At 63.7% G+C, this 12,098-nt stretch carries 9 protein-coding genes; 6 read left to right on the plus strand and 3 right to left on the minus strand.

What is annotated here, in order from left to right:
- Positions 1-6 precede the first annotated feature (6 nt).
- The gene (locus NCT04_RS17830; RefSeq protein WP_250466865.1) at positions 7-267 is read right to left on the minus strand and encodes a hypothetical protein; all 261 of its coding nucleotides are present in this window, start codon (positions 265-267) and stop codon (positions 7-9) included.
- Positions 268-766: 499 nt separating this feature from the next.
- On the opposite strand from NCT04_RS17830, the gene mprF reads away from it, so the two are divergent.
- The 3 genes from mprF to NCT04_RS17845 all read left to right on the plus strand — a co-directional run bounded on the left by mprF (position 767) and on the right by NCT04_RS17845 (position 5,270).
- Complete coding sequence (mprF, locus tag NCT04_RS17835) at positions 767-3,364, plus strand: bifunctional lysylphosphatidylglycerol flippase/synthetase MprF (protein ID WP_250466867.1); 2,598 nt, start codon at positions 767-769, stop codon at positions 3,362-3,364.
- The gene (locus NCT04_RS17840) at positions 3,361-4,659 is read left to right on the plus strand and encodes a virulence factor family protein (protein WP_250466868.1); all 1,299 of its coding nucleotides are present in this window, start codon (positions 3,361-3,363) and stop codon (positions 4,657-4,659) included. The genes mprF and NCT04_RS17840 overlap by 4 nt, the downstream gene beginning before the upstream one ends.
- Before the next feature lie 227 nt (positions 4,660-4,886).
- Positions 4,887-5,270, plus strand: a complete 384-nt coding sequence (locus NCT04_RS17845) for a VOC family protein (RefSeq protein WP_250466870.1) — start codon at positions 4,887-4,889, stop codon at positions 5,268-5,270.
- On the opposite strand, the gene NCT04_RS17850 is transcribed toward NCT04_RS17845, so the two are convergent.
- A complete protein-coding gene (locus NCT04_RS17850; protein WP_250466872.1) occupies positions 5,263-5,772 on the minus strand; it encodes a DUF1993 domain-containing protein in 510 nt (169 codons plus the stop codon). The genes NCT04_RS17845 and NCT04_RS17850 overlap by 8 nt on opposite strands.
- Before the next feature lie 250 nt (positions 5,773-6,022).
- Complete coding sequence (locus NCT04_RS17855; protein ID WP_244828304.1) at positions 6,023-6,193, minus strand: oxidoreductase-like domain-containing protein; 171 nt, start codon at positions 6,191-6,193, stop codon at positions 6,023-6,025.
- A 188-nt stretch (positions 6,194-6,381) separates the two neighbouring features.
- Between NCT04_RS17855 and NCT04_RS17860 the strand changes: the two genes are divergently transcribed.
- From NCT04_RS17860 to NCT04_RS17870, 3 genes are all read left to right on the plus strand, one after another.
- The gene (locus NCT04_RS17860) at positions 6,382-9,111 is read left to right on the plus strand and encodes a penicillin acylase family protein (RefSeq protein ID WP_250466873.1); all 2,730 of its coding nucleotides are present in this window, start codon (positions 6,382-6,384) and stop codon (positions 9,109-9,111) included.
- Positions 9,112-9,221: 110 nt separating this feature from the next.
- Positions 9,222-10,691, plus strand: coding sequence for a M20 family metallopeptidase (locus tag NCT04_RS17865; RefSeq protein ID WP_250466875.1), 1,470 nt, complete (start codon positions 9,222-9,224; stop codon positions 10,689-10,691).
- Between the two features lie 184 nt (positions 10,692-10,875).
- Positions 10,876-11,973 (plus strand): malate/lactate/ureidoglycolate dehydrogenase, encoded by a 1,098-nt coding sequence (locus NCT04_RS17870; protein ID WP_244828300.1) that lies wholly within the window; start codon positions 10,876-10,878, stop codon positions 11,971-11,973.
- The last annotated feature ends 125 nt before the right edge of the window (positions 11,974-12,098 follow it).

The following is a 12,098-nucleotide window of genomic DNA, read 5'->3' on the forward strand; positions in this document are numbered from 1 at the left end:
AGTTGCTTAGTCGCAAAGGTGGGCCGCAGTCACATAGCGGCTCGCGACCGCGATATCCCCGTAAATCGTGTAGCCGGTGCCGCCCGCGGATTGTTGCGCGACGGCCAGCACGGTCGATGCACCGCCTTTTCCCGCCACCGAAACCGCTTCGGTATCCGCGCTCAGCGAGTATTCGCGTACGCGCCCGCCAATCGGCATCCACCTGGCCTTGGCGCATTCCACGAAGTCGTAGGGCGCGCGCTGCGAGGTGCCGGAACCAATCGGCACGGTCTTGATGAGGGCGTCGTCCGTGCTTGCGCAGGATGCAAGGACGAGAGCAAAACACGTTGCTGCACAGGTTGTGACAATTTTTCTCATAATTCCGATGACTTTCTCTGCAGTATCCGCTTAATCTGCGCCCCGTGCGCCGAAACTGGCGTGCCGATGCGGTGGCCGTCGATCGTAACCGCAAGGCTGACGAACCGTAAACCCGCCAGTTCTTGCTATTCGAGCATGGTCGGCCGCTTGCGAAACCGCTCCAGCTCACGATTTCCACGTTCTTACCCGTGGTTGTCCCAATATTAGTCAAGTTGGGTCAACCGTCGCCGTTATACAGGCGTTTCTCGCTCTGAAGCCTTTTGTATGGCGCGAGCACGGGCGGCAAGTGTAGACGAGCCGAACGAGCGCTGCGACCGCGCAAGGTTGCGCGGTTCCCGATAACGATGATCAGCGCTCGTTCCGGGCAGTATCCCTGCCCACGCGAGCGCGGGCAAGTTCCAAAGAACGCATGTCTCGCAGAAAGTTGTTCTCCCGGCTTCGCGCCACGTCGATGCCCGCTCGTTTCAGCGGCATCGTTTCCGATCCTCAGCGGCTCGCCGCGCCTGCGCTCACGGTAATCGTCGGCGTGTTGCTGCTCGTGGTCTTCGAGCATCTTTCGCGCGCGGTCAATTATCAGTCGGTGATGCACGCGCTGCGAGCGACGACGCCGCAGGCGTGGCTCGGGGCGCTTTGCGCGACCGCGCTCAGTTTCGCCGCGCTCGTGGGACGCGACGCCGTCGGTTTGCGGCACATTGGCGTGAGCGTGCCGCGTTCGCTTCTGTGGGTCGGCGCGACGGTGGGATCGGCGCTCGGCAACGTGACCGGCTTCGGCGCGCTGACGGGCGGCGCCGTGCGCTGCCGCGTGTACGGCGCGGCCGACGTCACGCCGGCTCAGGTTGGCCGCCTTTCCGTCTTCACGGGCGTCACGCTCGCTTTGTCGCTCGCCTTCATGGCTGCGGCCGGCATGCTGTTCTCGGCGGGCACGCTTGCCGGCATGATGCATCTTTCGCCGACGATCCTGCAGATCATCGGCGCCGCGCTGCTCGCCGTGTTCGTCGCGATGCTCGTCTTTTGCGGCCGCGCGCCGCGCACCTTGCAGTCGCGCTGGAAGTGGCTCGCGTTCACGGTGCCGTCGCGCCGCGATTTCTTGGCGCAAACGGCGCTTGCCGTCGTCGATGTGTTCGGCGCCGGTCTCGCACTGTGGGCGCTGTTGCCGGGCGCGCAGGTCGGCTTCGGCGAATTCATGACGGTGTTTTCGGCGGCCATGTTGCTCGGCATGATCGGTCATACGCCGGGCGGCGTGGGCGTGTTCGAAGCGGCGATGGTCTTCGCGCTCGGCAGCAGCGCCCGGACGCCGGACGTGCTCGCCGCGCTGCTCGCGTATCGTGCGATCTATTTCGGCCTGCCGCTGATCCTCTCCGCCGGTGTGATGACCGCGTTCGAAGGCCGCGCGCTCAAGGGCCGCTTCGGCTTCCTGCGGCCGAGCCGCGTTTCGCAACTCGCGCCGCTGTTTCTGTCGATCGTGACCTTCGCGGCTGGCTCCATGCTCGTCATCTCCGGCGCCACGCCCGCCTTCAAGATCCGCATTGCGTTCTTGCAGACCGTGCTGCCGCTGTGGGTGCTGGAGAGCTCGCAGCTGCTCGGCAGCGTGCTCGGCGTGCTCCTGTTGTTCGTCGCGCGCGGCCTGATGCGCCGTCTCGATGCGGCGTGGTGGCTCGCGCTCATGCTCGCGGTGGCGAATCTGGCGCTGTCCCTCGCGAAGGGTCTCGCGTTCGTCGAGGCAGGCGTGCTCGCGGTCCTGATCCTCCTGCTCGTCGCGACGCGCGAGCGGTTCAACCGCCGCTCGTCGCTGTTCGCCGAGCGCTTCACGGCGACTTGGCTGTTTTCTATCGGCATGGTGATCGCAGTTGCCGTGTGGATCATGTTCTTCGCTTTCCGCGACGTCGCCTACAACACCGATCTCTGGTGGCAGTTCGCTTTCGACGACCGCGCGCCTCGCGCCTTGCGTGCAACGCTCGCGGCGGGCGTGTTCGCGTCGGCGTTCGCGGTGTGGCAACTGCTGCGTCCGGCGGCAGGCCGTTTCGAGAAACCCGCGCCGCAAGATCTCGCCGATGCCGCGCGCATCTTCCGCGCGCAGGAGCGCAGCGACGCCGGTCTCGCGATGATGGGCGACAAGAGCTTCCTCTTCTCCGAGTCGCGCCAGGCTTTCCTGATGTACGCGAAACATGGCCGCACGTGGGCCGCGCTGCACGACCCGGTCGGGCCGCGCCACGAGTGGGCCGCGTTGATCCGTCAATTCGTCGCGCTCGCGCATTCGCACAACGGCCGCGCGGCGTTCTACCAGGTGCGCGCCGATGCCTTGCCGCTCTATCTCGACGCCGGCCTCACGCTGATGAAGCTCGGCGAGGAAGCGCACGTCGCGTTGTCGGAATTCGATCTGAAGGGCTCGCATCGGTCGCATCTGCGCTATGCGTTGAAGCGCGGCGAACGTGATGGCTTCGATACCGAAGTGATCGATCCGTCGCGTGTCGCCGAATGCATGCCGATGCTGCGCACCATCTCCGACGACTGGCTCGACAGCCGTTCCGCGCGCGAAAAAAGCTTCTCGGTGGCGGCGTTCAACGAGGATTATCTGGCGGCGCAGTCCGTGTTGCTCGTGCGTCAGCAGGGCGCGCCGGTCGCCTTCGTCACCTTCATGACGACGGACATGAACACCGAAGCGACCGTCGGCGTGATGCGCCATGTCGCCGAGGCTTCGCCGTACGCGATGGAATATCTCTTCACCAAGCTCGCGCTGCATTTGAAGGAAGCGGGCTTCAAGTCGCTGTCGCTCGGTATCGCGCCGCTGTCGGGGATGGAGCCGACGCCGCTGGCATCGCACTGGCATCGGCTGGCGGGCCTTGTGTGGCGTTTCGGCGGGCGCTTCTACAACTTCCGCGGTCTGCGCGGATTCAAAAGCAAGTTCCAGCCGCGCTGGGAACCGCGTTACCTCGCGGCGTCCGGTTCGGTTGGCGTATTTTTCACTTTGGCGGACCTCTCGCTTCTGGCGGGAGGCTGGCGTTCATGATTTTGAATAGCAAGAAACTGATTGCGGCGGCGCTTGCCGGCATGTCGATGCTGGGCGCGGCTCACGCGGCATCCACGATTTCGGGTGGCACTTATGGCCAGGTCACGCTCACCAAGCCTTCGGGCGACATGACCGGCTTCGTCGTCTTGTTCTCCGAGAAAAGCGGCTGGAATGCGAGCGATCAGCAAGCCGCCGATGCGCTCGCCGCGAAAGGCGCGATGGTCGTCGGCGTCGATACGCCGCGCTACGCCGCCCGCCTGACCGCGGAAAAAGAGAAGTGCCACAACCTCGTCGGCGACGCCGAGAGCATGAGCCATCAGCTCGAACGCACGGTGCAGGCGAGCCACTATTACTCGCCTATTTTCGCGGGCACGGGCCAAGGCGCGATTCTCGCCGAGCAGGCGCTCAAGCAGGCGCCGGACAATACGGTTGCGGGCGCGATATCGCTTGCGCCGGATACTCAACTCGACGCGCGCTTTAATCCGTGTCCGCCCGACCCGACCATCATCCACGCGAAGGGTTTGCCGGGCTTCATGGCGCGCGATGCGGTGCAGCCGGGCCGCGGCAAATCCGATGCGATCGTCGCGATGGCGGCGCCGCATCTGAAGAAGGCGGAGGTCGCGGGCGAGCATGACGTGTCCGATCTGCCGCTCATCGAGTTGCGCGCCGCGCAGCCGACGGATCTGCTTGCCATCGTCATTTCCGGCGATGGCGGCTGGCGCGATCTCGACAAGACGATGGCGCTTGCGCTACAGCGCGATGGCGTGTCGGTGATCGGCATCGATTCGCTGCGCTATTTCTGGAGCGAGAAGTCGCCGCAGCAAACGGCGGCGGATATCGCGCGCGTGGTTCGCACTTACAACGCGCGCTGGCATACGAGCCATGTGGCGCTGGTTGGCTATTCGTTCGGCGCGGACGTCATGCCGTTTGCCTACAACCGTTTGCCGGACGACGTACGCGATCAGGTTTCGTATGTCTCGCTGATGGGTTTTTCGCCGTCGGCGGATTTTCAGATTCGCGTGACGGGTTGGCTCGGCATGCCGGCAAGCGACAAGGCGCTCAAGGTACGGCCCGAACTCAACAAGCTGCCGCCGGCGCTCGTGCAATGTATCTACGGCGAGAAGGAGGAAGATACGCTGTGTCCGTCGCTGACGAAGACGGGGATCGAGGTGGTGAAGCTGCCAGGCGATCATCATTTCGGCGGCGACTACGATGCCTTGGCGCGGCGCATTCTCGCGGGATGGCGTAAGCAGATCGCGGCGCGAGGAGAGCAGGCGCAGACGGCTTCGCGGTAGGCGGGTCGTTCGAGTTTGGTTTGAAAAGCCGAAGCGCGATGGGTCGCGTTTCGGCTTTTTTGCGTTTGCGGACTGCGCTCTTGATTAATGCGGGCGCTTCGTTCGAGTTCGCTCGTTGGTGCGGTTCGAGAGTCAGGGCGCAAGGCAAGCGCCAGTTTCCCGAGCGCCGTCGTTCACGATTCAGCGTCATCGTCTACCATGACCGGACCCTACACGCGGAGTCCGGCATGTCTCTCATCGATCATCTCGACCATCTCGTCCTCACCTGCGTCGACGTGGAGGCGACCAAACGCTTTTACGTCGATGTGCTGCAGATGAAGCTCGAAAGCTTCGGCTCGGACCGTCTCGCGTTTCACTTCGGCAATCAGAAAATCAATCTGCACGTGCGCGGTTCCGAATTCGAACCGAAGGCGCATCTGCCGGTGCCGGGCGCGCTCGATCTGTGCTTCATCGCCGCCGTGCCGCTCGACCGGGTGATCGAACGGCTCGCGCAGATGAACGTGCCGATCATCGAAGGTCCGGTCGAACGAACCGGCGCGACGCAAAAATTGCGCTCGGTCTATGTGCGCGATCCGGACTACAACCTGATCGAGATTTCCGAACTCATTTGAGCGGACCGAGATAGTCCAGCTTGCCGATAGGCGCGCCAAGGTGACGCAGGATGTCGTGCGTCGTCACGACATGGAAGTAGAAATTCGGCAGGCCGAAGCCGAACAGATAATCGACGCCCGAAAACGATGGTTCGAAGTTGGGAAACTTCATCGTGACGGTGCGCGTTTCGCTGTCGGCCAGTGTCTCTTGCTGAATGCTCTTCAGAAACACGATGGTCTTCGCGATGCGCTCTTGCAAAGCGGCAAAGCTGTCTTCGTTGTCTTCGAAACGCGGAGCTTCCGCGCCTGAAAGACGCGCGGCGGAAAGTTTGGCCGTATCGCTTGCGCGCTGAATCTGCGCGGCGAGCGGCAGCATGTCGGGGGCGAGACGCGCGTTGATTACATCGGCGTGGGTGAGGCCTTTCTCATCGGCGAAGGCGGCGCCTTTTTCCAGCAGGCTGGCGCAGACCTCGAGTCCGCGAATGAACACGGGAATCGACGCGCGATACATCGAGAGTGACATGGGAGAGCGCTCCTTTTTTGGTTTGTGATGCGGGTGGGGCTAGGGTAGGCGTTTTCGAGTTGCCTCAATCATGGCCGCCGCGCCGAGTATGTCGGCGGGGCATAAGCATAGCGCTGTGAGGTGCGGGCTGCTGAAGTGAATCGGCGAGCCGGCTTGGTCCGTCGTGTTGCGGACATGAAAGCTCGAACGGCTGTTTGCGACGCTTTCCATGAACGGCGATTCGGCCTGCCACGCCGCGAGAACCGCATTCTCACCCAGACGCCTCACCATGTCTCGCGTTCCACTCCCGAAGTCGTTCTTCGTAACGCTCCAGCGCTTCTTCATAAAGATCGAACACGCAAGGATGGCAGCCGCTTTGGCAGCAGTCTTCCGGCAATGGACGTTCGGGGGGCGCAGGGCGCGGGTCGTTGGTAGGCGGCATCTCGCTGGGGGGAATCTCATCGGGTCATTGTGCATTGCATGTTGCATGCAACATGCCGCATGCAAAATGCTTCGTCACCCACGAGCGCACGGTCGTCTAAATTTTGGCGGCGGCCTGCGAACGCCGAATGCGATACTTTCGCGCGAGGCATTCTAAAAACCGCGTCGATCGGACACAGGATTTTCCCGATGAACCAGACCGTCAGGCATGCGATTTCTGGTGCGCTTCTAAGCGTGTTGCTGGCCGCCTGCAGCGCGCCTCAGTCCGATGCGGGGCGAGCGCAAACCGCGCAATCGACGCAAGCCGGAAACACAGCGTATAGCGCGGAGATCCGCCGCACGGAGTCGGGCATCCCGCACGTACGCGCGGCGGATTGGGGCAGTCTCGGCTTCGGTTTCGGCTACGCGCAAGCCGAAGACAACCTGTGCACGCTCGCCGATGCCTTCGTCACCTATCGCGGCGAGCGCTCGGCCTCGTTCGGCGCGGATGCGCGTCCGCCATCGATGTCGACGTTCGGTCAGCCGCGCAACCTCGATGCCGATTTCTTCTTCCGCATCGTTATCGATCAGGCCGCCGTCGAACGCTATCGCGCGGCGCAAGGCGTCGACCTGCGCGATCTGATCGATGGCTTCGCCTCCGGTTACAACCGCTATCTCGCAGATTTGAACGCGGGCAATTTTCCGAAGTTGCATGCTGCATGCAAAGGCAAGCTGTGGGTCGACAAAATCACATCGGACGATATTTACCGTCGGCTGATCGCGGCGAATCTCGCGGGCGGATCGACGCGCTTCGTGCAGGCGATTGCGGCGGCGCAACCCCCGAAAGCGGGAGCGACGCCGCGCGGGGAGACAACGCCGGACGCGGCGCCAGCGACGAGCAGTACATCGGCTGGTTCGCTGGATGAAAGCGGCGGGCGAATCGCGCCAACGCCATCTCTGGTGAACAAGGGCGCTCTGCTTGCTGCCGCCAGTCCGCGAACATTGCCGCGCTATCTCGGCGGCGAAGGTCCAGGCATGAGCAATGACGCAGCATCCGGCACTCCGCTTCATGCCACAAAATCGCACGATTTTTCAGGCTATTCCGCCGGTGACGATCCCGGCATCGGCAATCAAGCACCCGCATTCGGCACTCCGTTCCACGCCAACAACCCGCTCGATGCCCTGCGCTATCCGATCGGCGAAAACCCCGGCATCGGCAGCAATGCACTCGCATTCGGCGCGCCGGTAACACGCGACCAACGCAGCATCCTCTTCGGCAATCCGCACTGGTTCTGGCGCGGCCCGGACCGCTTCTATCAGGCGCAACTGACCATCCCCGGACGCGTGAATGTGGCCGGCGTGTCGTTTCTCGGCGTGCCGCTCATCGTGCTCGGCTTCAACGAGAACATCGCGTGGACGCATACCGTATCGAGCGCGCGCCGCTTCGGCATCTTCCAGTTGACGCTCGATCCCGCCGATTCCACGCATTACATGTTCGATGGTCGAAGCCAGCCGATGACGCCCGTGCCGCTCACCGTCCGCGCGCTTCGCGCCGATGGCACGATCGAATCCGTCACGCGCACGCTGTATCGAACGCGCTTCGGTCCGGTGATGGACCTGTCCGCGCTCTCGCCGGCACTTGGATGGAACACGCAGCGGGCCTATGCGCTCGCCGACGTCAACGCCGACAACGCGCGCGCCTTCCAGAACTTCTTCGCGTGGAACCAGGCGCACTCGCTCGAGGATTTCATCGCGATCCAGAAGCGCTATGCAGCGATGCCGTGGGCCAACACGCTCGCGATCGGCCGCAACGACGCGCGCGTCTGGTTCGCCGACATCGGCGCGATCCCCGACGTGCCCGACGCGATCGCCGATGCATGCACGCCGCCCGCCGGCCGCGCGCTCGCGAGCCGTATGCCGGGCGTGCCGTTCCTCGACGGTTCGAAGAGCGCCTGCGCGTGGCGCGCGGATGGATCGAGCGTGCAGCAGGGCGCGCTGCCGGTCGCGCAAATGGCGAGCGTCGTGCGCGGCGATTACGTCGGCAACTTCAACGACAGCTACTGGCTCACCAACGCGAACGCGCCGCTCACGGGCCTTGCGCGCGTGGCCGGAGCGACGCGTTACGAGCAGTCGCTGCGCACGCGTTACGGCCATCTGCTCGCGGCGCGGCTGCAGCGCGAGCCGGGCGGCATCACGCGAGACGCGCTGGAAACCGCGGTGCTGGCTACCGGCTCGATGTCGGAGAGACTGTATCGCCAACCGCTGCTCGATGCCGTGTGCAACGGCAACGACGCGCAATACGCTTTGCATGATGCATGCGAAGTGCTGCGCAGCTGGAACGGTTCATCGGATATCGATGCACGCGGCGCGAACCTCTGGGACGAGTTCTGGCAACGCGTGACGCGCCTCGCGCCCGAGCGCCTCTACGCGACGCCCTTCAGCCCCGACAAGCCGCTCGATACGCCGAGCGGCTTCAACATCGACAATCCCGCCGTCGTGCAGGATCTGCGACAGGCGCTCGGCGGCGCGGCGCTCGCGCTCCGGCTGAACGGTTTCGCGCTCGATTCGCGGCGCGGCGACATTTTGTATACCACGCGCGCGGGCGAACGCGTGCCGCTCTACGGCGGTTGCGACGAAGCGGGCTACTTTACGGTGGTATGCGCGCGGCGTCCGCTGGACGCGAAGGGGTATCCGATGGACGCGAACGGTCAGGGCGACAGCTACGTACAAGTCGTCTCCTTCGCGGCCGATGGCCCGGGCGGCGTGGAGGCCGACACGCTGCTGTCGCATTCCGAGTCCGACGATCCCGCTTCGCCGCACTCGGCCGATGCCACGCGTCTTTTCTCGGCGAAACAGTGGGCGCGCTTTCCGTTCACCGATCAGGCGATCGAAGCCGATCCAGCCGTTTCGCGCACCGTAATCACGGGAACGCGCTATTGATCATACATATTGAAAAAAATTGCATGATTGCCGCACGATCAAAGGCATGGGCGCAAAAGGGCCGCGAAACCCGTCTATGATGAAGGTTTTGCCCGCCTGGACACACGCTCATGACTAACGGCGACAATACGCAACACGAAGAAGCGGTACGGCTCGATTCGACGGAACTGCAGCGTTTCGTCGACCAGAAATGGAACGATGAGATCGTGCCCGCGCTGACCGACTACATCGCGGTGCCCGCGAAAAGCCCGATGTTCGACGCGAACTGGGCGCGGAACGGTTTCATCGAACGGGTAGTGACGGACGCGGTGGACTGGGTGAAGGCGCAGCGCGTCATGGGCCTGAAAGTCGAGATCGTGCGTCTGCCTGAACGCACGCCCGTGATCTTCTTCGAAGCGCCCGCAACGCGTTCGGGCAGCACCGAAACCGTCGTGCTGTATGGCCACCTGGACAAGCAGCCTGAATTCGAAGGCTGGCGCAATGATCTCGGCCCTTGGACGCCGAAGTTCGAGGACGGCCGGCTCTACGGCCGGGGCGGTGCGGACGACGGCTACGCGACCTACGCCAGCATCACGGCGCTCGCCGCGCTCGACGCTCAAGGTGTGGAGCGGCCGCGCTGCGTCGGCATCATCGAGACGTGCGAGGAATCGGGCAGCTACGACTTGCTGCCGTATATCGACGCGCTCCGCGAACGCCTGGGCGATGTCGGCCTCGTGATCTGCCTGGACTCCGGCGCGGGCAACTACGACCAGTTGTGGCTCACGACTTCGCTGCGCGGCCTGGTCTCGGGCGACCTCGAAATCCAGGTGCTCGAAGAAGGCCTGCATTCGGGCGGCTATGGCGGCATCGCGCCATCGACCTTTCGCATCATGCGGCAATTGTTCGAGCGGCTCGAAGACGCGGCCACCGGCAACCTGCTCCCGAAGGACTTTCATTGCTCGATTCCCGCGCAACGTCTGCGTGAGGCTGAAGCGACCGCCCGCATTCTCGGCGACGATGTCTGGAAGAAACTGCCGTGGAGTTGTGGCCAGGACGGCGGCAGTGTGTTGCCGACCACTACCGACCCGCAAGAAGCGCTCATCAATTCGACGTGGCGTCCGTCGCTGACGGTCACGGGAGCGGCCGGCCTGCCGTCACTCGCCGACGCCGGCAACGTGCTCGCACCGCGCACCGCGTTCAAGCTGTCGCTGCGCCTGCCGCCGCTTGTCGAAGCCGCCGAAGCGGTCGGTCAGTTGAAGTCGCTGCTGGAACTCGATCCGCCTTACAACGCCAAGGTCACGTTCAAGGCTGAAGCCGGCGCGGCAACTGGTTGGAGCGCGCCCGAGCTTGCGCCCTGGCTGGGGACGTCGTTGAACGATGCATCGCGTCGCTACTTTGGCGCGGATGTCGCATACATGGGGCAGGGCGGCACCATTCCGCTCATGAACACGTTGAAGGAAGGCTTTCCGCGCTCGCAGTTCATGGTGTGCGGCGTGCTCGGCCCGAAGTCCAACGCGCACGGGCCGAACGAATTCCTGCACGTGCCCTACGCAAGGAAACTGACGGCGGCGGTGGCGGAAGTGATCGCTGCTGCGCCCTGATTCAACGCGTCTTCCGGAATCAGAAATCGCCCGCTTCGCGCGGGCTTTTTTTCGGGCCTTTTCAGCGAATTCTTCAAAACGAACTGGTAAGGCCAGTTGATCATGGGTAAAGTAATAGGCCCTCGCCCGTCGTGCGGCATTGCGGCCGGGCCATGCACTTCACATACAGGAGACAGACATCGCGATGAACGATACCCAAAAATCCCCCGAACTGCGCATCGCCGCCGATACCCTTCACGCCTATGTGCGCGCCATCTGGGAAAGCGCCGGCAGCGCGCCGCGCGAGGCCGAACTGGTGGCGGACCATCTCGTGATGTCGAATCTCTCGGGGCATGATTCGCATGGCGTCGGCATGATTCCGCGCTATACGTCCTCCCTCGCGGATGGCCAGCTCAAGCTCAACACGCATGCTGAAATCGTTCGCGATGCGGGCGCCGTCATCACCGTCGATGGTCGCAAGGGCTTCGGTCAAGTGGTTGCCTACGAGGCGATGGAATTCGGCATCGAGCGCGCGAAGAAGTTCGGCGTGTGCGCGGTCGGCTTGCGCAACGCGCATCACATCGGCCGGATCGGACACTGGGCGGAGCAATGCGCGAAGGCGGGGCTCGTGTCGTTTCACTTCGTGAACGTAGCGGGCGATCCGCTGGTGGCGCCGTTCGGCGGTATAGACCGGCGCTTCGGCACGAACCCTTTTTGCGCGGCGTATCCGCGTAAGGGCAAGAAGCCGCTGGTGCTGGATTTCGCGACGGCAGGCATTGCTTACGGCAAGACGCGCGTGGCCTACAACAAGGGCGTGCAGGTCGCGCCGGGCATGTTGCTCGACCACGCAGGCGTGCCGACGCTCGAACCGAAAGTGATGCATGAAGAGCCGTTCGGCTCGCTGACCGCATTCGGTCTGCACAAGGGCTCGGGGCTTGCCGCGCTCTGCGAGATTTTCGGCGGCGCGCTGTCGGGCGGATATACCACGCATGAGAGCACGCTGGAGAAGTCGAGCGCGATCATCAATTGCATGACTTCAGTGATTCTCGACCCGAACGCCTTCGATGCCCCGGCCGCAGAGGCCGAAGCGGAAGCGTTCCTCGAATGGATGAAGGCTTCGCCGAAAGCCGCTGGCACCGATGCGATTCACGCGCCTGGCGAACCGGAGGAAGCGCGCCGCGCCGAGCGCAATTCGAACGGCGTGCCGGTCGACCCGACTACGTGGCGGCAGATTCGCGAATCGGCTGTGAAGTCGGGGATGGCGGAGACGGAAATCGAGAAGTTCGCGGGCGCGTTGAAGTAACGTGAAACCGAAGGGCAAATTGGTCAAGCCAGTTTGCCCTTCGCGCGTTGTTTTGCTCGATGGCAGAGTGCCTCTGGCCTCAGTCGCGGAATAACGGCGCGACGTTCAGAGCCGAAGCGACACCG

Origin of the sequence: Caballeronia sp. GAFFF2 (genome assembly GCF_023631485.1) — a bacterium.
Taxonomy (GTDB): domain Bacteria; phylum Pseudomonadota; class Gammaproteobacteria; order Burkholderiales; family Burkholderiaceae; genus Caballeronia.